This is a genomic window from Paenibacillus sp. FSL R5-0517 (assembly GCF_037974355.1).
In the GTDB taxonomy this organism is placed as follows: Bacteria; Bacillota; Bacilli; order Paenibacillales; family Paenibacillaceae; genus Paenibacillus.
The window spans coordinates 6,037,872-6,062,916 of the sequence record NZ_CP150235.1 but is presented as its reverse complement, the minus strand read 5'-3'; the positions used below and the strand labels follow the sequence as shown (position 1 = coordinate 6,062,916).

General features: G+C 45.2%; 31 protein-coding genes. All 31 read left to right on the top strand.

Features of this window, described 5'->3' with window-relative positions; genetic code table 11:
* Positions 1-30: 30 nt before the first annotated feature.
* The 31 genes from rplL (at position 31) to secY (ending at position 24,959) form a co-directional block, all read left to right on the top strand.
* Positions 31-393 carry a 50S ribosomal protein L7/L12 gene (gene rplL, locus MKX40_RS27245; RefSeq protein ID WP_278298116.1) on the top strand — a complete coding sequence of 121 codons (363 nt, stop codon included), beginning with the start codon at positions 31-33 and terminating at the stop codon, positions 391-393.
* A gap of 96 nt (positions 394-489) precedes the next feature.
* Positions 490-1,110 (top strand): class I SAM-dependent methyltransferase, encoded by a 621-nt coding sequence (locus tag MKX40_RS27240; RefSeq protein ID WP_339238009.1) that lies wholly within the window; start codon positions 490-492, stop codon positions 1,108-1,110.
* A 394-nt stretch (positions 1,111-1,504) separates the two neighbouring features.
* The gene (gene rpoB / locus MKX40_RS27235; RefSeq protein ID WP_339238007.1) at positions 1,505-5,050 is read left to right on the top strand and encodes a DNA-directed RNA polymerase subunit beta; all 3,546 of its coding nucleotides are present in this window, start codon (positions 1,505-1,507) and stop codon (positions 5,048-5,050) included.
* 113 nt (positions 5,051-5,163) lie between these two features.
* On the top strand, positions 5,164-8,778 hold the full coding sequence (rpoC, locus tag MKX40_RS27230; protein ID WP_339238005.1) for a DNA-directed RNA polymerase subunit beta': 3,615 nt from the start codon (positions 5,164-5,166) through the stop codon (positions 8,776-8,778).
* Between the two features lie 204 nt (positions 8,779-8,982).
* A complete protein-coding gene (locus MKX40_RS27225) occupies positions 8,983-9,231 on the top strand; it encodes a ribosomal L7Ae/L30e/S12e/Gadd45 family protein (protein WP_047841123.1) in 249 nt (82 codons plus the stop codon).
* Between the two features lie 153 nt (positions 9,232-9,384).
* On the top strand, positions 9,385-9,807 hold the full coding sequence (rpsL, locus tag MKX40_RS27220) for a 30S ribosomal protein S12 (RefSeq protein ID WP_017692070.1): 423 nt from the start codon (positions 9,385-9,387) through the stop codon (positions 9,805-9,807).
* A gap of 87 nt (positions 9,808-9,894) precedes the next feature.
* The gene (rpsG, locus tag MKX40_RS27215; RefSeq protein WP_018753997.1) at positions 9,895-10,365 is read left to right on the top strand and encodes a 30S ribosomal protein S7; all 471 of its coding nucleotides are present in this window, start codon (positions 9,895-9,897) and stop codon (positions 10,363-10,365) included.
* A 48-nt stretch (positions 10,366-10,413) separates the two neighbouring features.
* Positions 10,414-12,492 (top strand): elongation factor G, encoded by a 2,079-nt coding sequence (gene fusA, locus MKX40_RS27210; RefSeq protein WP_339238003.1) that lies wholly within the window; start codon positions 10,414-10,416, stop codon positions 12,490-12,492.
* 95 nt (positions 12,493-12,587) lie between these two features.
* Complete coding sequence (gene tuf / locus MKX40_RS27205; RefSeq protein WP_062836181.1) at positions 12,588-13,778, top strand: elongation factor Tu; 1,191 nt, start codon at positions 12,588-12,590, stop codon at positions 13,776-13,778.
* A gap of 437 nt (positions 13,779-14,215) precedes the next feature.
* A complete protein-coding gene (rpsJ, locus tag MKX40_RS27200; RefSeq protein WP_017692074.1) occupies positions 14,216-14,524 on the top strand; it encodes a 30S ribosomal protein S10 in 309 nt (102 codons plus the stop codon).
* Between the two features lie 46 nt (positions 14,525-14,570).
* Entirely contained in the window at positions 14,571-15,194 is a 624-nt protein-coding gene (gene rplC / locus MKX40_RS27195; protein WP_053779208.1) for a 50S ribosomal protein L3, read from the top strand.
* A gap of 25 nt (positions 15,195-15,219) precedes the next feature.
* Positions 15,220-15,843: a 50S ribosomal protein L4 gene (gene rplD / locus MKX40_RS27190; protein WP_339237999.1), complete on the top strand. Its 624-nt coding sequence runs from the start codon at positions 15,220-15,222 to the stop codon at positions 15,841-15,843.
* Positions 15,843-16,133 carry a 50S ribosomal protein L23 gene (gene rplW / locus MKX40_RS27185; protein ID WP_017692077.1) on the top strand — a complete coding sequence of 97 codons (291 nt, stop codon included), beginning with the start codon at positions 15,843-15,845 and terminating at the stop codon, positions 16,131-16,133. Before rplD ends, rplW begins: the two co-directional genes overlap by 1 nt.
* A gap of 30 nt (positions 16,134-16,163) precedes the next feature.
* Positions 16,164-16,994 carry a 50S ribosomal protein L2 gene (gene rplB / locus MKX40_RS27180; protein ID WP_017692078.1) on the top strand — a complete coding sequence of 277 codons (831 nt, stop codon included), beginning with the start codon at positions 16,164-16,166 and terminating at the stop codon, positions 16,992-16,994.
* Between the two features lie 71 nt (positions 16,995-17,065).
* Positions 17,066-17,344: a 30S ribosomal protein S19 gene (rpsS, locus tag MKX40_RS27175; protein WP_062836183.1), complete on the top strand. Its 279-nt coding sequence runs from the start codon at positions 17,066-17,068 to the stop codon at positions 17,342-17,344.
* Between the two features lie 35 nt (positions 17,345-17,379).
* Entirely contained in the window at positions 17,380-17,712 is a 333-nt protein-coding gene (gene rplV, locus MKX40_RS27170; RefSeq protein ID WP_024633583.1) for a 50S ribosomal protein L22, read from the top strand.
* 15 nt (positions 17,713-17,727) lie between these two features.
* Complete coding sequence (gene rpsC / locus MKX40_RS27165) at positions 17,728-18,393, top strand: 30S ribosomal protein S3 (protein WP_339237997.1); 666 nt, start codon at positions 17,728-17,730, stop codon at positions 18,391-18,393.
* Positions 18,394-18,395: 2 nt separating this feature from the next.
* Positions 18,396-18,830 (top strand): 50S ribosomal protein L16, encoded by a 435-nt coding sequence (gene rplP, locus MKX40_RS27160; protein WP_017692082.1) that lies wholly within the window; start codon positions 18,396-18,398, stop codon positions 18,828-18,830.
* Positions 18,820-19,017 carry a 50S ribosomal protein L29 gene (gene rpmC / locus MKX40_RS27155; protein ID WP_017692083.1) on the top strand — a complete coding sequence of 66 codons (198 nt, stop codon included), beginning with the start codon at positions 18,820-18,822 and terminating at the stop codon, positions 19,015-19,017. The genes rplP and rpmC overlap by 11 nt, the downstream gene beginning before the upstream one ends.
* Before the next feature lie 48 nt (positions 19,018-19,065).
* Positions 19,066-19,332, top strand: a complete 267-nt coding sequence (gene rpsQ / locus MKX40_RS27150; protein ID WP_017692084.1) for a 30S ribosomal protein S17 — start codon at positions 19,066-19,068, stop codon at positions 19,330-19,332.
* Positions 19,333-19,366: 34 nt separating this feature from the next.
* Positions 19,367-19,735 carry a 50S ribosomal protein L14 gene (gene rplN, locus MKX40_RS27145; protein WP_017692085.1) on the top strand — a complete coding sequence of 123 codons (369 nt, stop codon included), beginning with the start codon at positions 19,367-19,369 and terminating at the stop codon, positions 19,733-19,735.
* A gap of 40 nt (positions 19,736-19,775) precedes the next feature.
* Positions 19,776-20,129, top strand: coding sequence for a 50S ribosomal protein L24 (gene rplX, locus MKX40_RS27140; RefSeq protein ID WP_017692086.1), 354 nt, complete (start codon positions 19,776-19,778; stop codon positions 20,127-20,129).
* A 32-nt stretch (positions 20,130-20,161) separates the two neighbouring features.
* Positions 20,162-20,704: a 50S ribosomal protein L5 gene (gene rplE / locus MKX40_RS27135; protein WP_253441169.1), complete on the top strand. Its 543-nt coding sequence runs from the start codon at positions 20,162-20,164 to the stop codon at positions 20,702-20,704.
* A gap of 73 nt (positions 20,705-20,777) precedes the next feature.
* On the top strand, positions 20,778-20,963 hold the full coding sequence (locus MKX40_RS27130; protein WP_013312154.1) for a type Z 30S ribosomal protein S14: 186 nt from the start codon (positions 20,778-20,780) through the stop codon (positions 20,961-20,963).
* A 32-nt stretch (positions 20,964-20,995) separates the two neighbouring features.
* The gene (rpsH, locus tag MKX40_RS27125; protein ID WP_017692088.1) at positions 20,996-21,394 is read left to right on the top strand and encodes a 30S ribosomal protein S8; all 399 of its coding nucleotides are present in this window, start codon (positions 20,996-20,998) and stop codon (positions 21,392-21,394) included.
* A 30-nt stretch (positions 21,395-21,424) separates the two neighbouring features.
* Complete coding sequence (rplF, locus tag MKX40_RS27120; RefSeq protein WP_017692089.1) at positions 21,425-21,967, top strand: 50S ribosomal protein L6; 543 nt, start codon at positions 21,425-21,427, stop codon at positions 21,965-21,967.
* A gap of 117 nt (positions 21,968-22,084) precedes the next feature.
* Entirely contained in the window at positions 22,085-22,453 is a 369-nt protein-coding gene (gene rplR / locus MKX40_RS27115) for a 50S ribosomal protein L18 (RefSeq protein WP_017692090.1), read from the top strand.
* Positions 22,454-22,480: 27 nt separating this feature from the next.
* Positions 22,481-22,978, top strand: a complete 498-nt coding sequence (gene rpsE, locus MKX40_RS27110; protein ID WP_017692091.1) for a 30S ribosomal protein S5 — start codon at positions 22,481-22,483, stop codon at positions 22,976-22,978.
* A 13-nt stretch (positions 22,979-22,991) separates the two neighbouring features.
* Positions 22,992-23,177 carry a 50S ribosomal protein L30 gene (gene rpmD, locus MKX40_RS27105; RefSeq protein WP_017692092.1) on the top strand — a complete coding sequence of 62 codons (186 nt, stop codon included), beginning with the start codon at positions 22,992-22,994 and terminating at the stop codon, positions 23,175-23,177.
* Between the two features lie 43 nt (positions 23,178-23,220).
* A complete protein-coding gene (gene rplO, locus MKX40_RS27100; protein ID WP_062836188.1) occupies positions 23,221-23,661 on the top strand; it encodes a 50S ribosomal protein L15 in 441 nt (146 codons plus the stop codon).
* Entirely contained in the window at positions 23,661-24,959 is a 1,299-nt protein-coding gene (gene secY, locus MKX40_RS27095) for a preprotein translocase subunit SecY (protein ID WP_339237994.1), read from the top strand. Before rplO ends, secY begins: the two co-directional genes overlap by 1 nt.
* Positions 24,960-25,045: the final 86 nt, after the last annotated feature.

The window sequence follows — 25,045 nt, the reverse complement described above, 5'->3', positions numbered from 1 at the left end:
AAAAATAATATTATATATGGAGGTTCACTCATGAGTAAAGAGCAAATCTTGGAAGCAATCAAAGGCATGACTGTACTGGAATTGAACGATCTTGTTAAAGCAATCGAAGAAGAATTCGGCGTAACTGCTGCAGCTCCAGTAGCTGCTGCAGGTGCAGGCGCTGCTTCTGCTGAAGCTGAGCAATCCGAGTTCGACGTAATCTTGACTAACGCTGGTGCTTCCAAAATCAACGTTATCAAAGCAGTTCGCGAAATCACAGGTCTTGGCCTGAAAGAAGCAAAAGAACTGGTTGACAACGCTCCAAAAGCATTGAAAGAAAAAGTTGCTAAAGAAGAAGCAGAAGCGGTTAAAGCTAAGCTTGAAGAAGCTGGCGCTACAATCGAAGTTAAATAATTTAGCTTTTATAAGCTAGATGAACAAAACAACAAACCCCTTGACTTATATCAAGGGGTTTGTTGCTGTAATTGTAAATGGAAAGTGAGTGAGGACATGTCCAATCATTATTATTCGGACAAACCGCAAGTAGCGCATGATCGCAGAGCAACTGAAGCGATTCTTCGCGGATTCAGTCTGCGATTCGTGACGGACGCCGGTGTGTTTTCCAAAAACGGAATCGATTATGGCAGCAGAGTATTGATTGATGCGATAGAGTTGCCATCAGGGGCTCATGTTCTCGATGTGGGTTGTGGATATGGACCGATGGGTCTTACAGCAGCCAAACTTGTACCGGACGGACATGTCACCATGATCGATATCAACGAGAGAGCCGTTGAACTTTCCAGGGAAAATGCAAAAGCGAACGGGATTAACAATGTTACCGTATTGCAAAGTAATCTACTGGCTGAAGTAAAAAAGCAAGATTTTGACGTTATCTTAACCAATCCGCCTATACGGGCTGGGAAAGAGACGGTTCATACTATTTTCGAACAGGCACATCGTCATCTGAAGGTAGGTGGTTCGTTGTGGATTGTCATTCAGAAGAAACAAGGGGCTCCATCAGCAAAAGCGAAGTTGGAATCTTTGTTTGGAAGAGTGGAAGAAGTGACGAAGGATAAAGGCTACCGGATTTTCAAAGCGATGAAATCGGAAGAGGATTCTACTAAAAGCTGAATCCGAGTTTGTAAAGTAAGCAGGGGATCATTTTTTTTGCCATAGGACTATTGACTTGAAATTCAGGCCGTGGTATTATTGTAAAATGTCAGTATTAAGATGCCCTACTTGGCTTTAGCTAACTAAAAATGTCAACCTTTTTTTACGCCGAACGGGCTTATTATGCCTACGTTTGGCGTATAATATGTACATTTTGGGCAAACTGGGGATAAGAATGTTTTGGAAAGACATCCGCCGATCAAAGTTGCTCTTTTTTCGAACGACATTTCGAGTAAGGGCTTTTCTTTATTTGTGGATGCATTGCTTTGCTCTGTATGTGTACCATTATAAGGTTACAAACAGAGGTTCGCAACGAAATTTTTAAAGTGAGTAGACATTGAGGGGTGAGTTTAAGTTGGCAGGACATCTTGTTCAATATGGTCGACGCACTCGGCGCAGTTATGCACGAATTAACGAGATACTCGAAGTTCCTAACTTGATTGAAATCCAACAAAAATCATATGATTGGTTTTTGGAGGAAGGGTTGCGCGAAATGTTCCAGGATATCTCGCCGATCCAGGATTTCACAGGCAACTTGATTTTGGAATTTATCGATTACAGTCTCGGTGAACCGAAGTATACAGTAGACGACGCGAAAGAGCGTGACGTTACTTATGCAGCACCGCTTCGGGTCAAAGTCCGGCTCATTAATAAGGAAACCGGCGAAGTCAAAGAGCAGGAAGTATTCATGGGAGATTTCCCGCTGATGACCAACACGGGCACATTTATTATTAATGGTGCGGAACGGGTTATTGTCAGCCAGTTGGTTCGCTCTCCTAGCGTTTACTTCAGTACCAAAGTAGATAAAAACGCCAAAAAAACGTATACCGCTACAGTTATTCCTAACCGCGGCGCTTGGCTCGAACTGGAGATGGACGCGAAGGATGTTGTTTACGTCCGGATCGATCGTACACGTAAAATACCGGTTACGGTTCTCCTGCGTTCACTTGGTTTTGGCACAGATGCTGAGATTCTGGATCTGCTCGGTAATGACGAATATATCCGCAACACACTGGACAAAGACAACACGGATTCCACGGAGAAAGCACTCATTGAGATCTACGAGCGTCTTCGTCCGGGCGAGCCACCAACATTGGATAATGCGAAAAGCTTGCTCGTAGCACGTTTCTTTGATCCAAAACGTTATGACCTTGCTAATGTAGGTCGTTACAAAATGAATAAAAAACTTCACATCAAAAACCGTTTGTTTAACCAACGCTTGGCTGAATCACTTGTTGACGCTGAAACAGGTGAAATCATTGCTGAAGCAGGCCAAATGGTTGATCGTCGTTTGTTGGATGAAATCATGCCGTATCTGGAGAAAAGCGTTGGATTCCGCACGTATCACGTGGGTAACGGCGTTTTGGATGCCAATGATATCCCTATGCAAACGATTGATGTATTCTCACCAACTGAAGATGGTAAAGTGGTCAAACTGATTGCCAATGCAAACATTGACAAGTCCGTTAAAAACGTGACTCCGGCGGATATTATTTCGTCCATCAGTTATTTCCTTAACCTTCTGCAGGGAATTGGTAGCACGGATGATATCGATCATCTGGGTAACCGTCGTTTGCGTTCAGTGGGTGAACTCCTGCAGAACCAATTCCGTATCGGTTTGTCCCGTATGGAGCGTGTGGTTCGTGAGAGAATGTCCATTCAGGATGCCAACGTCATTACACCACAGGCATTGATCAACATACGTCCTGTTATTGCATCCATTAAAGAGTTCTTTGGTAGCTCTCAATTGTCACAGTTTATGGATCAAACGAACCCGTTGGGTGAGTTGACACATAAACGTCGTTTGTCCGCACTCGGACCCGGTGGTTTGACGCGTGAGCGCGCAGGTATGGAAGTGCGTGACGTCCATCCATCCCACTATGGCCGTATGTGTCCAATCGAGACTCCAGAGGGACCAAACATCGGTTTGATCAACTCCTTGTCAACGTTCGCCCGTGTGAATGAATATGGCTTCATTGAAGCTCCATATCGTTGGGTTGATCCGAAGACAGGTATTGTGACCGAGCAAATTGATTACCTGACAGCGGATGAAGAGGACAACTATGTCATCGCGCAAGCGAATGCGAAGTTGAACGAAGACGGTACATTTGAAGAAGAAGCGATCATTGTACGTTACAACAAACAGTCGGATAACATCCTTACGATGCCGAGTGAGCGAGTTGACTACATGGACGTATCTCCTAAACAGGTTGTATCCGTCGCTACAGCGCTTATCCCGTTCCTTGAGAACGATGACTCCAACCGTGCACTCATGGGATCTAACATGCAGCGGCAGGCGGTTCCACTCTTGATTCCTAAAGCACCACTTGTAGGAACAGGTATGGAGCACAAAGCTGCAAAAGACTCTGGTGTATGTATTGTCTCCGATTATGACGGAATTATTGAACGTTCTTCTGCGAACGAGATTTGGCTCCGTCGTGTTGAAGAAGTGGACGGTCAGCAAGTTAAAGGCGATATCGTTAAATATAAATTACACAAATTTATGCGTTCGAACCAAGGAACATGCATTAACCAGCGTCCGATTGTCAAAAGAGGTGCTGCTGTCAAAGCTGGCGATATCCTCGCTGACGGTCCTTCAACGGAAATGGGTGAATTGGCTCTGGGACGTAACGTTGTTGTTGCCTTCATGACTTGGGAAGGTTACAACTACGAGGATGCGATCTTGCTCAGTGAAAAACTCGTTAAGGAAGATGTATACACATCCATCCATATCGAGGAGTATGAGTCTGAAGCACGTGATACCAAGCTCGGACCTGAAGAGATCACACGTGACATCCCTAACGTTGGGGAAGAAGCGTTGCGTAACTTGGATGAGCGCGGTATTATCCGCATCGGTGCTGAGATCAGTGCTGGCGACATTCTGGTTGGTAAAGTAACACCTAAAGGTGTAACAGAGCTGACAGCAGAAGAACGTCTCCTGCATGCGATCTTTGGTGAGAAAGCACGTGAAGTACGTGATACTTCCTTACGTGTACCACATGGTACCGACGGTATCGTAGTAGACGTGAAAGTATTTACCCGTGAAAACGGTGATGAACTGCCTCCAGGTGTTAACCAACTCGTTCGTGTATATATCGCTCAAAAACGGAAAATTTCCGAGGGTGATAAAATGGCCGGACGTCATGGTAACAAAGGGGTCGTGGCCCGCATCTTGCCGGAAGAAGATATGCCTTTCCTGCCAGACGGTACACCGGTTCAGATCGTTCTTAACCCACTGGGCGTACCGTCCCGGATGAATATCGGTCAAGTACTTGAGGTTCACTTGGGTATGGCCGCAATGCAACTGGGTATTCACGTAGCAACTCCTGTATTCGACGGAGCGAAGGAGTATGATGTCTTCGATACGATGGAAGAAGCAGGAATGCAACGTAATGGTAAAACCGTCCTGTATGATGGTCGTACAGGTGAAGAGTTTGAACGTGAAGTTACCGTTGGTGTCATGCACATGATCAAATTGGCACACATGGTTGATGATAAAATCCATGCCCGTTCCACGGGTCCTTACTCACTTGTTACGCAACAGCCATTGGGTGGTAAAGCCCAATTTGGTGGACAGCGTTTCGGGGAGATGGAAGTATGGGCGCTTGAGGCGTACGGTGCTGCTTATACACTGCAAGAAATCTTGACTGTTAAATCCGATGATGTTGTTGGTCGGGTTAAAACATATGAATCCATTGTCAAAGGCGAGAATGTTCCTGAACCAGGTGTTCCTGAATCATTCAAAGTATTGATCAAAGAGCTGCAAAGCTTGGGTATGGACGTTAAGATTTTGAGTGAAGATGAGCAAGAGATTGAAATGAGAGAAATGGACGATGAAGATGACGCTGCGAGCGATAAGCTCAGCCTCAACCTTGAGGGTACAGAGGTCGGAGCGGAATAATTCGCTTCGAGCGCATGATGACCGGCGTTTTTCATCAGGCTCGCGTCTTGCTCCGGCTTCGGCCGGAGAGGGCGTAACCTAGATTACAGGAATTGGTTAAGGAGGGTTGCTCCTTGTTGGACGTCAACAATTTCGAATACATGAAGATCGGGCTTGCTTCCCCAGAGAAAATTCGTTCTTGGTCCCGCGGAGAAGTGAAAAAACCGGAAACGATCAACTATCGTACGTTGAAACCGGAAAAAGAAGGGCTGTTCTGCGAAAAGATTTTTGGCCCTACAAAAGACTGGGAATGTCATTGCGGTAAATACAAACGCGTTCGTTATAAAGGCGTTGTCTGTGATCGTTGTGGGGTTGAAGTAACACGTGCGAAAGTACGTCGCGAACGGATGGGCCATATTGAGCTCGCTGCTCCGGTATCGCATATCTGGTACTTCAAAGGTATTCCGAGCCGTATGGGTCTTGCTCTGGATATGTCTCCAAGATCTCTTGAAGAGATTATCTACTTTGCATCATATGTTGTAACGGATCCAGGAGAAACTCCACTGGAGAAAAAACAGCTGTTGTCCGAGAAAGAATATCGCAGCTACCGTGAAAAATACGGTTATGGTTTCCAGGCTGGCATGGGCGCAGAAGCGGTTAAAAAACTGCTTCAAGATCTTGACATAGACAAAGAGCTCGAGTTCCTGAAAGAAGAGCTCCGGACTGCGCAAGGACAACGTCGTAATCGTGCAATCAAACGTCTGGAAGTTATCGAAGCTTTCCGTAATTCTGGCAACAAGCCAGAGTGGATGATCATGGATGTACTTCCTGTTATCCCGCCGGAACTTCGTCCAATGGTACAGTTGGACGGTGGACGTTTTGCAACGTCTGACCTGAATGACTTGTATCGCCGTGTAATTAACCGGAATAACCGTCTGAAACGTCTGCTTGATCTGGGCGCGCCAGATATTATCGTGCAAAATGAAAAACGGATGTTGCAGGAAGCAGTTGACGCATTGATCGATAATGGTCGTCGCGGTCGCCCGGTAACGGGTCCTGGTAACCGTCCATTGAAATCCCTCAGCCATATGCTGAAAGGTAAACAAGGACGTTTCCGTCAGAACTTGCTCGGTAAACGGGTTGACTATTCTGGTCGTTCCGTTATCGTTGTCGGACCTTATCTGAAAATGTATCAATGTGGTCTGCCAAAAGATATGGCACTTGAATTGTTCAAGCCTTTCGTTATGAAAGAGCTTGTAAATAAAGGGCTTGCCCACAACATCAAGAGCGCGAAACGTAAAGTTGAGCGTGTAAGTCCTGAAGTATGGGATGTTCTTGAAGAAGTAATCAAGGAGCATCCGGTTCTGTTGAACCGTGCCCCTACGCTTCACAGACTCGGTATTCAAGCGTTTGAACCGATTCTCGTTGAAGGTAAAGCAATTCGTCTTCACCCACTCGTATGTACGGCATACAATGCCGACTTTGACGGTGACCAAATGGCCGTGCACGTTCCGTTGTCCGCTGAAGCTCAAGCGGAAGCACGTATCCTGATGCTTGCATCAGGAAACATTTTGAACCCGAAAGACGGTAAACCGGTTGTTACTCCTTCCCAGGATATGGTGCTTGGTTCTTATTACCTCACTATGGACAACAAGGAAGAAAAGGGCACAGGTATGATCCTGCGTACAGTGAACGAAGCTGTATCGGCATACCAACGTGGTACTGCTGGTCTGCACGCTCGTGTAGCTATTCCGGTTAAGGCGCTTGGTAAAACAAGCTTCACGGAAGAGCAACAAGAAGGAATGTTGTTGACTACTATCGGTAAAATTATCTTCAATGAAATTTTCCCGGCAAGCTTCCCGTATATCAATGATGCGACTCGTGCGAACCTGTACCAAGGTACTGCAGATCACTCATTTGTATATGAAAAAGGTGCTGACCTCAGAGAGGCTATTATGAATGCTCCTCTGGCTGGCGGTGTCGGCAAAGAATATCTCGGTTCCATCATTGCACGTTGTTTCGAAATTTATCACACAACGGAAACAGCCGTTATTTTGGATAAAATCAAACAACTTGGATTCACATACTCTACCCGTGCCGGTATCACGGTTGCGGTATCTGATGTTATCGTTCCGCCTGAGAAGTTTGAAATTCTTAGACAGTCTGAAGATAAAGCACAAATCGTTACGAATCAGTACCGTCGTGGTCTGATTACGAATGAAGAGCGCTATGACCGTATCATTGATATCTGGTCAAAATCCAAAGATGACATCACTGAGATTCTGATGAAGTCCATGGACCGTTACAACTCGATCATGATGATGGTAGACTCCAAAGCACGGGGTAACAAATCGCAAATCACCCAATTGGGCGGTATGCGTGGTCTGATGGCCAACCCGTCTGGTCGAATCATCGAACTCCCAATCAAATCGAACTTCCGTGAAGGTCTGACAGTACTCGAGTACTTTATCTCCACTCACGGAGCGCGTAAAGGTTTGGCGGATACAGCCCTGCGTACAGCCGATTCAGGTTACCTGACTCGTCGTCTCGTAGACGTAGCCCAAGACGTAATCGTGCGTGATGATGATTGTGGTACAGATAAAGGCTTTACGGTAAGTCGTATCCAGGATGGTAAAGAGGTTATTGAAGATCTCTATGACCGTATTGAAGGCAGATACTGCTTCGAGACAGTTCGTCATCCGGAAACGAAAGAAATCATTGCGGGTCGTAATGAATTGATTGACTCCGACAAAGCAGAGGCAATCATCAAAGCGGGCGTAACCAAATTGCAAATCCGTTCCGTACTCAGCTGCCGTGCAAGTCATGGTGTCTGCAAGAAGTGTTACGGTCGTAACCTTGCGACAGGTAAACATGTGGAGATCGGTGAAGCAGTTGGTATTATTGCAGCACAATCCATTGGTGAGCCAGGAACACAGTTGACAATGCGTACGTTCCACACCGGCGGTGTAGCCGGAGACGATATTACGCAAGGTTTGCCGCGTATCCAGGAGTTGTTTGAAGCTCGTAATCCTAAAGGTCAAGCAACGATCAGTGAAATTGATGGTGTAGTTAAAGAGATTCGCGAAGCGAAAGATCGTCGTGAAATCGAAATTCAAGGTGAAGCGGAGTCCAAAGTATACTCTGTTACCTACGGTTCCCGTGTGCGCGTAAGCGAAGGCATGGAAATTGAAGCTGGTGATGAGTTGACAGACGGTTCCATCGATCCAAAAGAAATGCTGCGCATTAAAGGCGTACGTGGCGTACAAAACTACATTTTGCAGGAAGTACAGCGCGTATACCGTAACCAAGGCGTAGAAATCAATGACAAACACGTTGAAGTTATGATCCGTCAAATGCTGCGTAAAATCCGCATCGTAGATGCAGGGGATACAACGCTGTTGCCAGGGTCGTTCGTAGATACGCATGAGTACGAAAGAGCTAACAAAATTGCGATTCTTAGTGATAAAGAGCCAGCGGTTGCTAAACCAATCCTGCTCGGTATTACGAAAGCATCCCTGGAAACAGACTCGTTCCTCTCAGCGGCTTCGTTCCAAGAAACTACACGTGTACTGACAGATGCAGCGATCAAAGGTAAAGTCGATCAGTTGCTCGGTCTGAAGGAAAATGTAATCATCGGTAAATTGATCCCTGCAGGTACAGGTATGCACCGTTACCGCAGCATCAAGTTTGCTGAGCCAGAAGATGGCCAATCTTCAGTAGAAGAACTCGAGCCAGTTTCGGTTGATTAAATAGATTTCTTCTCATTTAGAGAGGATGAAAGTTTTGTACGTCAGGAGGTGGACGCTTGTATAGTGCAGGCGGACGAATCCTGATGTACGTAAACTTTTATAAAATCTTTTAGGATTAGCATTGACAATGCTTGCGCTAGATGCTAATATATCAAAGGTGCGTGGGCAGCTGATTGTACATGGTTCTATTCGGAGGAATGCACAATGTCTAATGAAAAAGCCTTGCAAGATGCTCATGTCAAAATAGGTACCAAACAGACCATGCGGATGGTGCAGACAGGTATGGCTTCTGAAGTCTATGTCGCAGAAGATAGTGATCCGCAGCTCACTTCCAAAATCATTGCCTTGTGTGAACAACACAATGTAAAGTACACGAAAGTGGATACAATGAAAAATCTCGGCAAAGCTTGCGGGATTGGAGTGGGAGCAGCTATGGCTGCTGTCGTAAAATGATAGTGTAAGGAACGTTTTTGTCCGAGAACTTTTAGGGATTCTCCAAGGCAAAAACTTTTCATTTGTCTTTTTATGAACCGCCTGGGTCTGTGGACTTAGCGAAAAGAGGTTTATAAAGAAACATGAATATTTGAGGAAGGGGGTGGCAATCACATGCCAACTATTAACCAACTGGTTCGTAAAGGACGTCAAGCAAAAGTTGAGAAGTCAAAATCTCCAGCTTTGCAAAAAGGATTCAACGCTTTGAAACGTGAATCTACTAACATCAGTGCCCCACAAAAACGTGGTGTCTGCACTCGTGTAGGTACAATGACTCCACGTAAACCAAACTCTGCACTTCGTAAGTATGCCCGTGTTCGTTTGACGAACCGTCTCGAGGTAACTGCTTATATCCCGGGAATCGGACATAACCTTCAAGAGCACAGTGTGGTATTGATCCGCGGAGGTAAAGTTAAAGACCTTGCAGGGGTTCGTTATCACATCGTTCGTGGAGCTCTCGATACTGCAGGCGTAAACAACCGTATGCAAGCTCGTTCGAAATACGGTGCAAAACGTCCAAAAGCTAAAAAAGCCTAAACCATTATAAGCAGAGAACCTGAAAGCCTTCTGGCTTAGGTCTGGAAGGTACAGGGTCTGCTGAACAAGAAAGAAAGGGGGATATCCATGCCACGCAAAGGTCCAGTTACGAAAAGAGACGTGTTGCCAGATCCGGTATACAACTCCAAGTTGGTTACTCGTTTGATCAATCGCATCATGCTCGACGGAAAACGCGGTGTTGCTCAAAGCATTCTGTATAATGCGTTCAAGTTGATTCAAGAACGTACGGGTAATGACCCGATGGAAGTATTTGAAGCAGCAATCAAGAATATCATGCCAGTCCTGGAAGTTAAAGCTCGCCGTGTCGGCGGTGCCAACTACCAAGTACCAATCGAGGTAAAACCAGAGAGACGTACTGCTCTGGGACTACGTTGGCTCGTGAACTACTCCCGCAACCGCGGTGAGAAAACAATGGAAGAGCGTTTGGCGGCTGAGATCATCGACGCTTCCAACAACACAGGCGCTTCCGTTAAAAAACGTGAAGATACGCACAAAATGGCTGAAGCGAACAAAGCGTTTGCTCACTACCGTTGGTAGGATTCAGTTCACAATAAAAAACTTCTATTTTGAAGGGAGACCCATTTCATGGCTAGAGAGTTCTCCTTAAAAAATACACGTAATATCGGGATCATGGCTCATATTGATGCGGGTAAAACCACGACAACTGAGCGGATCTTGTTCTACACAGGACGTACGCACAAAATCGGTGAAGTACACGAAGGCGCTGCGACAATGGACTGGATGGAACAGGAACAGGAGCGCGGAATTACGATTACTTCCGCTGCAACTACCGCTGCTTGGAAAGGCCACCGCGTTAATATTATTGATACCCCGGGACACGTTGACTTCACTGTTGAAGTTGAACGTTCCCTTCGTGTATTGGACGGAGCAGTTGGTGTATTCAGTGCGAAAGAAGGCGTTGAGCCTCAGTCTGAAACTGTATGGAGACAGGCTGACAAGTACGGCGTACCTCGTATCGCATATGTAAACAAAATGGATATCATCGGTGCTGACTTCTTGAACGTTGTATCCGACATGCGTGATCGCCTTCAAGCGAACGCTGTTGCGATTCAGCTTCCAATTGGCGCTGAAAATGATTTCATCGGTATTATCGATATTGTTGAACAAAAGGCTCATATGTACAAAGATGACCTTGGTCAAAATATCGAAGAAACAGAAATTCCTGCGGAATTTAAAGAGCAAGTTGAAGAACTCCGTAATGAATTGATTGAGCGTGTTGCAGAACTGGATGAAGAATTGACAATGAAATACCTGGAAGGCGAAGAAATCTCTATTGAAGAGATCAAAGGCGCTCTCCGTAAAGGTGTTGTAGATGTTAAGATCTTCCCTGTTATCTGTGGATCCTCATATCGTAACAAAGGTGTTCAACTGATGTTGGATGCTGTTATCGACTACTTGCCAGCTCCAACAGATGTACCTTCAATCACTGGTCATCTTGAAGATGGAACTGAAGCAGTTCGTAAGTCCTCTGATGAAGAGCCATTCTCCGCATTGGCATTCAAAATCATGACTGACCCTTACGTTGGTAAATTGACATTCTTCCGCGTATATTCCGGTATTCTTCAATCCGGTTCATATGTATTGAATGCAACTAAAAACAAACGTGAGCGTATCGGTCGTATCCTTCAAATGCATGCGAACAGCCGTCAAGAGATCACTGAAGTTTACTCCGGTGATATTGCAGCTGCCGTAGGTTTGAAAGATACCGGTACAGGTGATACACTATGTGATGAGAAAAATCCGGTTATCTTGGAGTCAATGAACTTCCCTGATCCGGTTATCGAAATCGCCGTTGAACCTAAAACCAAAGCTGACCAAGACAAAATGGGTGTTGCTCTCGGTAAGTTGACTGAAGAGGATCCAACTCTTCGTGCTCATACTGATGAAGAAACAGGTCAAACTATCTTGGCAGGTATGGGTGAGCTTCACCTTGATATTATCATCGACCGTATGCGTCGTGAGTTCAAGGTTGAAACTACTGTGGGTAAACCACAAGTAGCTTACCGTGAAACATTCCGTGCTCCAGCGCGCGTTGAAGGTAAATTCGTACGTCAATCCGGTGGTCGTGGTCAATACGGTCACGTATGGGTTGAATTCGAACCTCTCGAGCCGGGTACAGGCAGCCAGTTCGAAAGTAAGGTTGTCGGTGGTTCCGTTCCTAGAGAATACATTCAACCTGCACTGTCAGGGATTGAAGAGCAAATGAAAAACGGCGTTATCGCAGGCTTCCCGCTTGTTGACGTTAAGGCTACAATCGTAGACGGATCTTACCATGATGTCGATTCCAATGAGATGGCATTTAAAATTGCCGGATCAATGGCGCTTAAAGCGGCTAAAGACAAGTGTAAACCAGTTCTGCTTGAGCCTATCATGAAAGTAGAAGTAACAGTTCCAGAAGAGTACATGGGTGACGTAATGGGTATGTTGAACTCCCGTCGTGGCCGCATCGAAGGTATGGATTCCCGTAGTGGAGCTCAAATCATCCGTGCTAAGGTACCTTTGTCTGAAATGTTTGGTTACTCTACAACTCTTCGTTCCGGTACTCAAGGACGCGGCGTGTTCTCCATGGAACTCTCTCATTATGAAGAAGTTCCTAAGAGCATCGCTGAAGAAATCGTTGCCAAAACAAAAGGCACCGAGTAGTTTTCTCACACTGGATGTAAGTGCATAAGAATTCATTTCGGAGCACATCATTCAGTGAAAACATAAAATTATAATTTTAAGGAGGCCACGTTCAAATGGCAAAGGCTAAATACGAACGTAATAAACCCCACGTTAACATCGGTACTATCGGTCACGTCGATCACGGTAAAACAACTCTGACTGCTGCAATCACAACTGTATTGTCCAAAACTTACGGCGGTGCTGCTGTAGCATTCGACCAAATCGACAAAGCTCCAGAAGAGCGCGAGCGCGGTATCACTATCTCCACAGCACACGTTGAGTACGAAACTGACACTCGTCACTACGCTCACGTAGACTGCCCAGGTCACGCCGACTATGTTAAAAACATGATCACTGGCGCGGCACAAATGGACGGAGCTATCTTGGTAGTATCCGCAGCTGACGGCCCAATGCCACAAACTCGTGAGCACATCTTGCTCTCCCGTCAAGTAGGCGTACCTTACATTGTTGTATTCTTGAACAAATGTGACATGGTTGAAGACGAAGAGTTGTTGGAATTGGTTGAGATGGAAGTTCGCGACCTTCTTAACGAATATGAGTTCCCAGGTGACGATACTCCAATCACTCGTGGATCTGCTCGTGAAGCACTGGCTAACCCAGATGGCGAATGGGCTCAAAAAATCGTTGAGATGTTCAAAGAAATCGACACTTACATCCCACTGCCTGAGCGTCAAACTGACAAGCCTTTCTTGATGCCTGTCGAGGACGTATTCTCTATCACTGGTCGTGGTACTGTTGCTACTGGCCGTGTAGAGCGTGGTACTGTTAAAGTCGGCGAAGAGATCGAAATCGTTGGTATCACTGAAGAAACTAAAAAATCTGTTGTAACTGGCGTTGAGATGTTCCGCAAATTGCTGGATTCCGCTCAAGCAGGTGACAACATCGGAGCACTTCTTCGTGGTGTTGACCGTAACAACATCGAGCGTGGCCAAGTTTTGGCTAAACCGGGTTCTGTTAAGCCTCACACAGAATTCACAGCTCAAATCTACGTTTTGACTAAAGAAGAGGGCGGACGTCACAAACCATTCTTCACTGGTTACCGTCCACAGTTCTACTTCCGTACAACTGACGTAACAGGCATCATCAACTTGCCTGAAGGTACTGAAATGGTAATGCCTGGTGATAACATCACAGTTACTGTTTCCCTGATCTCCCCAATCGCGATTGAAGAAGGAACTAAGTTCTCCATTCGTGAAGGTGGACGTACAGTAGGTGCCGGTTCCGTAGCATCGATCCAAAAATAATTCGGCTTAACGCTGAATAAAGCATATGCAACAGTGTACTGGAACGAGTAACATTGTATTGTAACGAAGCTTCGGAAGAGTTCTTTATCCGACATCGGATAAAGAACTCTTTTATTATGTGTAAAGTTTCGGAACCTGCGTCATATAAAATGAACATCATTTACGAGTTTAGAAGGATTGGCAAGGCAGCCTGGATATTGAAGATAAACACTACAATAAACGAAGTCATTTCATCAGAAAAGATAAGTTTAAATGTTTTTCTTAAATATGCTTGCAATACGCCTATCTTTTCTATATAATAATGAATGTTGTTCTGTGACGTTGCGATGATGTGAGAGGTTACTGGCACACCCGGCCCCTTTGCCATGGGACAGTGGCTAGAAAATTTTCACGGAGTATGTCCGATAAAAAATTGGGCGATAGAAGGAGGGACTAAAATGGCAAAGCAAAAAATTCGTATTCGTTTGAAAGCTTACGACCACAGAATTCTTGATCAATCCGCGGAGAAAATTGTTGAAACAGCAAAACGTTCGGGTGCAGGTGTATCCGGTCCGATTCCGCTTCCTACTGAAAAACAAATCATTACTATTCTTCGTGCGGTGCACAAGTACAAGGATTCTCGGGAACAATTCGAACAACGCACACATAAGCGTTTGATCGACATCGTTAACCCGACTCCACAAACTGTGGATGCCTTGATGCGCTTGGATCTGCCGTCCGGTGTAGATATCGAAATTAAATTGTAATACAAGCTACAACAAAGACCATGTATAGAGGAAAAGAGGTGTCAACATGAAAGCAATCTTAGGAAAAAAACTCGGAATGACTCAAGTATTTACTCCTGAAGGTAACGTTGTTCCAGTAACGGTTATCGAAGCAGGCCCTTGTGTTGTTTTGCAAAAGAAAGACATTGAGAACGATGGCTACGAAGCAATTCAAATCGGTTACTCCGATAAGAAAGAGAAAAATGCTAACAAGCCAGAAGCAGGTCACGCTAAAAAAGCAAACACTGCCCCTAAGCGCTACGTTCGTGAAGTTCGCGGTATCAACATCGCTGAATATGAAGTTGGCCAAGAACTGAAAGCTGACATTTTCGCTGAAGGCGAATTCGTTGACGTAACGGGTGTTTCTAAAGGTAAAGGTTTTGCCGGCGTAATCAAGCGTTGGGGACAAAGCACTGGACCTATGTCTCACGGTTCTCGTTATCACCGTGGCCCGGGTTCGATGGGTTCGATCCAAGCTAACCGCGTTCCTAAAGGCAAACGCCTGCCAGGACACATGGGACATGATACAGTTACAATTCAACGTCTTGAAGTAGTTAAAGTAGACGCTGAGCGTAACGTGTTGCTCGTGAAAGGTTCCATTCCTGGACCGAAAAACAGTCTCATCAAAGTTAAAGAAACGGTGAAAAAATAACCACTGAAGAAAGGAGGAACACAAAATGCCAAAAGTATCAGTTTACAATGTAGATGGTAGCCAAGTAGGCGAAGTAGAATTGAATGATGCGGTTTTCGGAATTGAACCGAACCAACACGTTCTGTACGATGCAGTTCTTATGCAACGCGCTTCCCTTCGTCAAGGTACCCACAAAGTAAAAGGACGTTCTGAAGTACGTGGCGGCGGACGTAAGCCTTGGAAACAAAAAGGTACAGGTCGCGCTCGTCAAGGTTCAATTCGTTCACCACAATGGAAAGGCGGCGGTATCGTATTTGGTCCAACACCACGGAGCTATGCGTATAAACTGCCTAAGAAAGTTCGTCGTTTGGCGATCAAATCAGCCCTTTCATCCAAAGTGCTTGACAATGACATTATCGTTTTGGACGCTCTCGCGTTGAGCACGCCTAAAACTAAAGAATTTGCAGCCATCTTGAGTAACCTCAAAGTGGGACGTAAGGCTTTGATCGTAGCTCCTAGCTATGATGATAATGTAGCTCTTTCCGCACGGAATATTCCAGGCGTGAAATTCGTAGCTGCTGACGGCATTAATGTTCTTGACGTGCTTTCGCACGACAAATTGATCATTACGAAAGAAGCAGTTCAGAAGGTAGAGGAGGTGCTCGCGTAATGAAGGATCCTCGTGATATTGTAAAACGTCCGATTATTACGGAACGTACTGCTGACATGATGAATGACTTGAAATATGTATTTGAAGTCGATATCCGTGCAAACAAAACCGAGATCAAAAAGGCAGTAGAAGCTATTTTCAACGTAAAAGTGAAAAACGTGAACACGCTTCGTGTTCCAGCTAAGCCAAAACGGTACGGACGTTATTCCGGATATACAAGCGAATGGAAAAAAGCGTTTGTAACGCTGACAAAAGACAGCAAAACGCTTGAGTTCTTTGAAACTGTATAATTGAATTTTTGAAGTAAGGAGGGAAACCCAGTGCCAATCAAAAAGTATAAACCAACATCCCCGGCAAGACGGAACATGTCCGTTTCTACATTTGAGGAAATCACCACAAATCAGCCGGAGAAATCGTTGTTGGCCCCGTTGAGCAAACAAGCAGGCCGCAACAACCAAGGTAAAATTACAGTTCGTCACCATGGTGGTGGACACAAACGTAAATACCGTATCATTGACTTCAAACGTACTAAAGATGGAATACCGGGCCGCGTTGCTACGATTGAGTATGACCCGAACCGTACATCTAACATCGCTCTGATTCATTATGCTGATGGTGAAAAGCGTTATATCATCGCTCCTAAAGGTTTGAAAGTTGGAGATCAAGTATTCTCCGGACCTGAATCAGACATTAAAATCGGTAACGCACTGCCACTCGAAAACATTCCAGTAGGTACCGTTATCCACAACATCGAGTTGAAACCAGGTAAAGGCGGACAATTGGTTCGTGCTGCTGGTACAGAAGCTCAATTGCTTGGTAAAGAAGAAAAATACGTATCCGTTCGTCTCTCTTCCGGAGAAGTTCGTCGTATTTTGAAAGTTTGCCGTGCGACAATCGGATCTGTTGGTAACCAAGACCACGAGCTCATCAAAATCGGTAAAGCCGGTCGTAGCCGTTGGTTGGGTAAACGTCCTGAGGTTCGTGGTGTAGTAATGAACCCTAACGATCACCCACACGGTGGTGGTGAAGGTCGTGCTCCAATCGGACGTAAATCGCCAATGTCACCATGGGGTAAACCTACTCTTGGTTACAAAACGCGTAAGAAAAATAAAGCTTCTGATAAATACATCATTCGCCGCCGCACGAAGTAATACACACTGTGCATAACTTCGTGAGGCATCTGCGGATGCACAATAGCTACGTTTGAAGGGAGGATCTCCACATGGGTCGCAGTTTGAAAAAAGGGCCATTCATTGATGGCTACATGCTCAAAAAGGTAGAAGAGATGGAAGCTTCAGGTAAGAAGAACGTTATCAAAACCTGGTCCCGTCGTTCTACAATTTTCCCACAATTCATCGGACACACATTTGGCGTTTACGACGGTCGTAAACACGTGCCAGTGTATGTAACTGAGGACATGGTTGGACACAAACTGGGTGAGTTCGCTCCAACCCGTACGTACAAAGGCCATACTGATGATGATAAGAAAACAAGAAGATAAATGAACATCTTTAATGTTTGAGAGGAGGTTACACAATGGAAGCAAAAGCACATGCTAAGTTTATCCGGATTGCTCCTCGTAAAGTTCAACTCGTTGTTGACTTGATTCGCGGCAAGCAAGTAGGTGAGGCGGTTGCCATTCTCCGTCACACTCCGAAATCCGCTTCTCCAATCGTTGAGAAGTTGCTTAACTCCGCTATTGCGAATGCGGAACATAACTATTCTTTGGATGTTAACAACTTGGTTATCTCGCAAGCTTACGTGAACCAAGGACCGACAATGAAACGTTTCCGCCCTCGTGCAATGGGACGTGCAAGTCGTATTAACAAACGTACTAGCCACATTACTTTGGTGGTATCTGAGAAGTAGAAGGAGGGGAAATGTGTGGGCCAAAAGGTAAATCCAGTCGGACTCCGTGTCGGAATTATCCGTGACTGGGAATCTAAGTGGTATGCAGGCAAAGACTTCGGTGATCTTTTGATGGAAGACGTGAAAATTCGTGAATTCCTGAAAAATAAATTGAAAGACTCCGCTTTATCTCGTGTAGAAATTGAGAGAGCGGCTAACCGCGTAAACGTAACGATTCACACTGCTAAACCAGGTATGGTAATTGGTAAAGGTGGTTCGGAAGTTGAAAATCTTCGTAATCAAATTACGAAAATTGCTGGCGGTAAAAAAGTACACATCAACATTTCTGAAATTAAAAACCAAGACTTGGACGCTATTCTTGTAGCTGAAAGCATTGCACAACAATTGGAACGTCGCGTTTCTTTCCGTCGTGCTCTGAAACAAGCGATTCAAAGAACTATGCGCTCCGGTGCTAAAGGTATCAAAACTCAAGTAGGCGGACGTCTTGGCGGTGCTGAGATCGCACGTTCTGAAGGCTACAGCGAAGGAACTGTTCCACTGCACACACTGCGTGCTGACATTGACTATGGTACAGCAGAGGCTCATACTACTTACGGACGTATTGGCGTAAAAGTATGGATCTATCGTGGAGAGGTTCTTCCTACGGCTAAGAAACAAGCTGCTAAGGAAGGAGGCAACTAATCATGTTGGTACCAAAACGCGTAAAACACCGTAAGCAACAACGTGGACATATGAAAGGCCAAGCTAAAGGCGGAACGACTCTGAACTTTGGCGAATACGGTCTGCAAGCTACGGAACCGGCTTGGATTACGAACCGTCAGATCGAAGCGGCTCGTATTGCAATGACTCGTTACATCAAACGTGGTGGTAAAGTTTGGATCAAAATCTTCCCAGACAAACCAATCACTCAAAAGCCTCTCGAGGTTCGGATGGGTAGCGGTAAAGGTAACGTAGAAAAATGGGTTGCAGTAGTGAAACCAGGTAAGATCATGTTTGAACTTGCTGGTGTACCGGAGGAAATTGCACGCGAAGCAATGCGTCTTGCCGCTCACAAACTGCCAATCAAAACGAAGTTCGTGAAACGTGAAGAATTGGGTGGTGAAGCAAATGAAAGCTAGTGAATTTCGCAACCTAACCTCTGCTGAAATCGAGCAAAAGATTGCCGGATTTAAAGAAGAACTCTTTAACCTCCGCTTTCAATTAGCTACCGGTCAGCTGGATAACCCGACTCGCATCCGTGATGTGCGGAAAGAAATAGCTCGTGCTAAAACCATTATCCGTGAGAGAGAATTGGGAATCGGTTAATTAGGGATAGGATGGACAATCCGTCCGTAATCAGGAAGGAGGCCAACAATGAGCGAAGAACGTAACGCACGTAAAGTGCAAACTGGTAAAGTGGTCAGCGATAAAATGGACAAAACAATTGTTGTTGCTGTAGAAACTTACAAAAAACACAACTTGTACCATAAGCGCATTAAGGTTACTAAAAAATTCAAAGCACATGACGAAGAAAACACTGCGAAAATCGGTGACACGGTGAAAATCATGGAGACTCGTCCGCTTTCGAAAGATAAACGCTGGAGACTTACTGAAATCGTAGAAAAAGCGGTTATCATCTAATGCTCAGCAGCACTGCTGAAAGGAGGAATACTAAATGATTCAACCATTTACACGTTTGACTGTGGCTGACAACTCCGGTGCGAAGGAACTGATGTGTATCCGCGTACTCGGCGGTACGGGACGTCGTACAGCTCAAATCGGTGATCTGATCGTTTGTTCTGTTAAACAAGCAACACCAGGCGGCGTTGTCAAAAAAGGTGATGTAGTTAGAGCGGTTGTCGTTCGTACGAAACGTTCTGTACGTCGTAAAGACGGTTCCTACATCGGTTTTGATGAAAATGCAGCGGTTGTTGTAAAAGACGACAGAAGCCCACGTGGAACACGTATTTTCGGACCAGTTGCTCGCGAACTTCGCGATAAAGACTTCATGAAAATCGTTTCCTTGGCTCCAGAAGTAATCTAAAGCTTTAATCTCGTGATGTTAGAAACAGGAGGTGTACGAAATGCCAAGAGTGAAAAAAGTTCTGGAATCCCATAACAACAAACTTCACGTTAAAAAGGAAGATACGGTTATGGTGATCAGCGGTAAAGACAAAGGTAAAAAAGGCCGTGTCATCGCTGCTTATCCTCGTGAGAACCGCGTCCTTGTGGAAGGTGTTAACATGGTGAAAAAACACCAGAAGCCTAACCAGCAAAACCCGCAAGGCGGCATTATCGAGAAGGAAGCTCCGATTCACGTTTCCAACGTAATGCACATCGATCCGAAGAGCGGAAAAGTAACCCGTGTAGGTTACAAAGTTTTGGATAACGGAAAGAAAGTGCGCGTTGCTAAACGTTCCGGAGAAATTATCGACTAATTGAACCGAATGAGAAAGGAGGGCTATGATTCATGGCATCAAGAATGAAAGAACGTTACCTGCAAGAAATCGCTCCTGCTTTGATGCAGAAGTTTAACTATACAACGGTAATGCAAGTGCCGAAAATCGAGAAAATCGTTATCAACATGGGTGTGGGCGACGCTGTCCAAAACTCCAAAGTGTTGGATTCCGCAGTAAACGATTTGCAACTGATCGCAGGTCAAAAACCTGTAATCACTCGTGCAAAAAAATCAATCGCAGGATTCAAACTGCGTGAGAATATGCCTATCGGTGTGAAAGTAACATTGCGCGGCGAGCGTATGTACTTCTTCCTCGATAAACTGTTCAACGTTACGCTTCCTCGTGTCCGCGACTTCCGCGGTGTATCGAGCAAAGCTTTCGACGGACGTGGTAACTACACACTGGGTCTGAAAGAGCAATTGATCTTCCCAGAGATCGAGTATGATAAAGTTGATAAAGTCCGCGGTATGGATATTGTCATCGTAACAACGGCGAAAACAGACGAAGAGTCCCGCGAATTGCTCACGCAAATGGGAATGCCTTTCGTTAAGTAATGTTGGCATAACGTTTCCGGGTGTCTGGAAAGACTCCCTTTTCTCCGAAATTATTTAGGAGGTGTCAGGCTAAGTGGCAAAAACTTCGATGAAAGTTAAACAACAACGTACACCAAAGTTTAAAGTACGTGCATATACACGCTGTGAGCGTTGCGGACGTCCACATTCGGTCCTGCAAAAGTTCAAAATTTGCAGAATTTGCTTCCGTGAATTAGCTTATAAAGGCCAGATCCCTGGCGTGAAAAAAGCAAGCTGGTAAAAAGTCCTGAACGGGAAGGAGGTTAACTCACAATGACTATGTCTGATCCAATTGCAGATATGCTTACTCGTATTCGTAACGCGAACACTGTTCGTCACGAAACGGTAGAAATGCCTGCTTCGACAATGAAAAAACAAATCGCCGATATCCTGAAGCGTGAAGGTTTCATCCGTGACGCTGAAGTTATCGATGATAACAAACAAGGGATTATCCGTGTTTTCCTGAAATACGGTCAAAATAACGAGCGCGTTATCACTGGTCTGAAAAGAATCAGTAAACCTGGTCTTCGTGTTTACACGAAAAGCAATGAAGTACCTCGTGTACTTGGTGGCCTGGGAATCGCGATCATCTCGACATCCAAAGGTATCATGACGGACAAAGAAGCTCGTCAATCGAAATCCGGCGGAGAAGTCGTTTGCTACGTTTGGTAATATAACGTCACAAGATAGGAGGTGCAACATATGTCTCGTATTGGTCGCAAACCAATCACAGTACCAAGTGGTGTAGACATCACCCTGGACAACACCGTTATTACGGTAAAAGGACCAAAAGGAACTTTGACTCGTGAGCTTCATAAAGACATGAAGGTTACAGTTGAAAATAACGAAATCACAGTTGTGCGTCCTTCCGATAACAAAACTCACCGTTCTTTGCACGGCACAACGCGCAGCGTTGTAAACAATATGGTGAGCGGCGTTACTGAAGGATTCGCGAAATCTCTGGAATTGGTTGGGGTCGGATATCGTGCAAGCAAATCCGGAGATAAAATCGTTCTGAACGTTGGTTACTCTCACCCGGTTGAAATTACACCGGAAGCGGGAATTGAATTCGAAGTACCTTCGAATACAAAAATCATCGTTCGCGGAATCGACAAAGAGCGTGTAGGTGCTTACGCTGCTAAAATCCGTTCCGTACGTGAACCTGAGCCATACAAAGGTAAAGGTATTAAATATGAAGGCGAGCGTATCATCCGTAAGGAAGGTAAAGCCGGTAAGAAGAAATAAGATTTCTCTTACCGCCTTTGCGCGGCTTTCGGCTTGCTTGCTTCGTGTGTTTCTAATATACCCCGTGGCTTCTGCTTTGAAGCCAGCGAGGTAACCTGAAAGGAGTGAATCTTTGAGATGATTACGAAACCAGATAAAAATAAGGCTCGTCTGAAAAGACACCTTCGTGTTCGTAAGAAAATCCAAGGAACGGCAGCACGTCCTCGTTTGAACGTATTCCGTTCTGGTAAACATATGTATGCTCAAATCATCGATGATGTTGCTGGTGTAACAATCGCTTCCGCGTCTACCGTAGACAAAGAATTGAGCACTGACATCAAAAATGGTGCATCTGTTGAATCAGCTCGTAAAGTTGGCGAACTCGTTGCTAAACGTGCGAAAGACAAAGGTGTTTCCAACATCGTATTTGACCGTAGCGGATATCTGTACCATGGTCGTATCGCAGCTTTGGCTGAAGCGGCTCGTGAAGCAGGACTTGAGTTTTAAGATATTTTTCAAAAGGAGGTTAACGACTTGCGTGTAGATCCGAATACTTTGGAACTGACTGAAAGAGTTGTAAATATTAATCGCGTAGCTAAAGTAGTAAAAGGCGGACGCCGTTTCAGCTTTAGCGCACTGGTTGTAGTCGGCGACGGCAACGGCTGGGTTGGAGCTGGTATCGGTAAAGCGGGCGAAGTACCTGATGCAATTCGCAAAGGTATTGAAGACGCTAAGAAAAACCTTGTACACGTTCCACTCGTAGGAACATCGATTCCTCACTTGGTAACAGGTAAGTTCGGCGCAGGACGCGTGCTGTTGAAACCAGCATCTGAAGGTACTGGTGTTATCGCTGGTGGTCCTGTACGTGCGGTTCTCGAACTTGCTGGTGTAGGTGACATTTTGACAAAATCTCTGGGTTCTTCGAATTCCATGAACATGGTCAATGCGACTTTGGAAGGTTTGTCCCGTTTGAAGCGTGCTGAAGACGTGGCTAAACTGCGCGGAAAATCCGTCGAAGAGCTTCTGGGTTAAGGAGGGAATTCTCATGGCTAAATTAGAAATTACCCTCGTCCGCAGCTTGATCGGACGTCCGGAGACGCAAAGAACAACTGTGAAAACATTGGGTTTGCGCAAAATCAATAGCAAAGTGGTACAAAACGATAATCCTGCCATCCGTGGTATGATTAACAAAGTAAGCCACTTGGTTGCTGTTAAAGAAGTAGAAGCTTAAAAACGGGTTAATCCCACAAATCTTTAAGGAGGTGCAACGAACGATGAAGTTACATGAGCTTTCACCATCTCCTGGATCCCGCAAAGAACGTAAACGTCTTGGTCGCGGTCCAAGTAGTGGTACAGGTAAAACATCAGGTCGCGGTCACAAAGGACAAAACGCTCGTTCTGGCGGTGGAGTACGTCCAGGCTTCGAAGGTGGACAAAATCCATTGTATCGTCGCTTGCCAAAACGTGGTTTTGTAAACCCAACTCGCAAAGAATATGCAGTTGTGAATACTGAAGACCTGAACAGTTTTGCTGCGGGTACTGAAGTAACTCCAGAATTCTTGATGACGAATGGCGTAGTTAAAAACGCTAAATCCGGAATCAAAATCCTGGGTAACGGTGATGTCACTGTGAAGCTGACTGTTAAAGCTAATAAGTTTTCTCAATCTGCTATTGAGAAAATTGAAGCTGCCGGCGGTACAACTGAGGTGATTTAATGTTCAAGACCCTAAAGAATATCTGGCGGGTTGAAGATCTGCGCAAAAGGGTATTATTTACCCTTTTTGTACTGATCATTTACCGCATCGGATCCTTTGTTCCCGTACCGGGAGTTAATAAAGATGTATTCGAAGCGACAAATTCTGCGGGTAAAGAAGTTTTTGGACTTCTCAATACGTTCTCGGGTGGAGCGCTCTTCCAGTTCTCGATATTTGCGCTCGGGATCGTGCCTTACATCACTGCGTCTATCATAGTACAATTGCTTTCCATGGACGTTATTCCTAAATTAGCGGAGTGGGCAAAGCAAGGTGAACAAGGTAAGAAGAAATCTGCACAGTTGACCCGTTATTTAACCATCGGGCTGGCATTGATTCAAGCGTTTGGTACGTCGATCGGATTCAACCGCTTGTACAATACAGAGATGGTGCCTAACGCTACATTTGCAGATTATATCTTGATCGCGATTGTACTTACGGCCGGTACTTCATTCCTGATGTGGCTGGGTGAGCAAATCACCGAGAAGGGCATAGGAAACGGAATTTCGATCTTGATCTTTGCAGGTATCCTATCTACGGTGCCTAATATTATCAAACAAACGATCGAATCTGACTTTATCCAACCTGACCAACTGTTTATGAATATTCTTAAAGGTGTAATCATCGCAATTGTTATTGTGCTGATCATCATAGGGGTCATTTACATTCAGCAGGCGATTCGGAAAATTCCTGTACAGTACGCTAAACGTGTCGTAGGTAACAAAATGTACGGTGGACAGAATACACATATCCCGCTGAAAATTAATGCAGCAGGTGTTATCCCTGTCATCTTTGCTTCATCGCTGTTGATGTTCCCAACGATCATAGCTAACTTCTGGGCAGATCACGATTGGGCTCGGTGGATCGGACAGAATCTGACTACACACAAACCTCTGGGTATGTTACTGTATGTTGTGATGATCTTCGGTTTCACATTCTTCTATACTTTCGTACAGATGAATCCACAGCAGATGGCTGATAATATGAAAAAGAACGGCGGTTACATCCCAGGCATTCGCCCGGGTAAAGCAACCGAGAAATATCTGACCCGTGTCATGACTCGTTTGACAATGGCCGGAGCCATCTTCTTGGCAGTCATTTCCGTTCTGCCTGTATTCTTAGGGGCACTTTCTGGTTTGCCTCAATCTGCGCAAATTGGAGGAACATCCCTCCTGATCGTTATCGGTGTTGCGCTGGATACGATGAAGCAAATCGAAAGCCAATTGATCAAACGCCACTACAAAGGTTTTATCAATAAATAGGCAATAGGTACCGGTCGAGTGAAGATTTACTTGCCGGCACCTATTGTGCTGTTTGTTGATGTAGGGTAGTCTTGGAGGGAGTGACA

Bases quoted from the DNA above. Each gene is read 5' to 3' on its own strand.
- rplN (WP_017692085.1), top strand. From the start codon at position 19,367: ATGATTCAACCATTTACACGTTTGACTGTGGCTGACAACTCCGGTGCG.
- rplO (WP_062836188.1), top strand. From the start codon at position 23,221: ATGAAGTTACATGAGCTTTCACCATCTCCTGGATCCCGCAAAGAACGT.
- rplV (WP_024633583.1), top strand. From the start codon at position 17,380: ATGGAAGCAAAAGCACATGCTAAGTTTATCCGGATTGCTCCTCGTAAA.
- rplP (WP_017692082.1), top strand. From the start codon at position 18,396: ATGTTGGTACCAAAACGCGTAAAACACCGTAAGCAACAACGTGGACAT.
- fusA (WP_339238003.1), top strand. From the start codon at position 10,414: ATGGCTAGAGAGTTCTCCTTAAAAAATACACGTAATATCGGGATCATG.
- rpsG (WP_018753997.1), top strand. From the start codon at position 9,895: ATGCCACGCAAAGGTCCAGTTACGAAAAGAGACGTGTTGCCAGATCCG.
- rplL (WP_278298116.1), top strand. From the start codon at position 31: ATGAGTAAAGAGCAAATCTTGGAAGCAATCAAAGGCATGACTGTACTG.
- MKX40_RS27240 (WP_339238009.1), top strand. From the start codon at position 490: ATGTCCAATCATTATTATTCGGACAAACCGCAAGTAGCGCATGATCGC.
- rplF (WP_017692089.1), top strand. From the start codon at position 21,425: ATGTCTCGTATTGGTCGCAAACCAATCACAGTACCAAGTGGTGTAGAC.
- rpsS (WP_062836183.1), top strand. From the start codon at position 17,066: ATGGGTCGCAGTTTGAAAAAAGGGCCATTCATTGATGGCTACATGCTC.
- rpmC (WP_017692083.1), top strand. From the start codon at position 18,820: ATGAAAGCTAGTGAATTTCGCAACCTAACCTCTGCTGAAATCGAGCAA.
- rplX (WP_017692086.1), top strand. From the start codon at position 19,776: ATGCCAAGAGTGAAAAAAGTTCTGGAATCCCATAACAACAAACTTCAC.
- rplE (WP_253441169.1), top strand. From the start codon at position 20,162: ATGGCATCAAGAATGAAAGAACGTTACCTGCAAGAAATCGCTCCTGCT.
- rpsQ (WP_017692084.1), top strand. From the start codon at position 19,066: ATGAGCGAAGAACGTAACGCACGTAAAGTGCAAACTGGTAAAGTGGTC.
- rpsH (WP_017692088.1), top strand. From the start codon at position 20,996: ATGACTATGTCTGATCCAATTGCAGATATGCTTACTCGTATTCGTAAC.
- rpmD (WP_017692092.1), top strand. From the start codon at position 22,992: ATGGCTAAATTAGAAATTACCCTCGTCCGCAGCTTGATCGGACGTCCG.
- rplR (WP_017692090.1), top strand. From the start codon at position 22,085: ATGATTACGAAACCAGATAAAAATAAGGCTCGTCTGAAAAGACACCTT.
- secY (WP_339237994.1), top strand. From the start codon at position 23,661: ATGTTCAAGACCCTAAAGAATATCTGGCGGGTTGAAGATCTGCGCAAA.
- rplW (WP_017692077.1), top strand. From the start codon at position 15,843: ATGAAGGATCCTCGTGATATTGTAAAACGTCCGATTATTACGGAACGT.
- tuf (WP_062836181.1), top strand. From the start codon at position 12,588: ATGGCAAAGGCTAAATACGAACGTAATAAACCCCACGTTAACATCGGT.
- rpsJ (WP_017692074.1), top strand. From the start codon at position 14,216: ATGGCAAAGCAAAAAATTCGTATTCGTTTGAAAGCTTACGACCACAGA.
- rplD (WP_339237999.1), top strand. From the start codon at position 15,220: ATGCCAAAAGTATCAGTTTACAATGTAGATGGTAGCCAAGTAGGCGAA.
- rplC (WP_053779208.1), top strand. From the start codon at position 14,571: ATGAAAGCAATCTTAGGAAAAAAACTCGGAATGACTCAAGTATTTACT.
- rpsL (WP_017692070.1), top strand. From the start codon at position 9,385: ATGCCAACTATTAACCAACTGGTTCGTAAAGGACGTCAAGCAAAAGTT.
- MKX40_RS27225 (WP_047841123.1), top strand. From the start codon at position 8,983: ATGTCTAATGAAAAAGCCTTGCAAGATGCTCATGTCAAAATAGGTACC.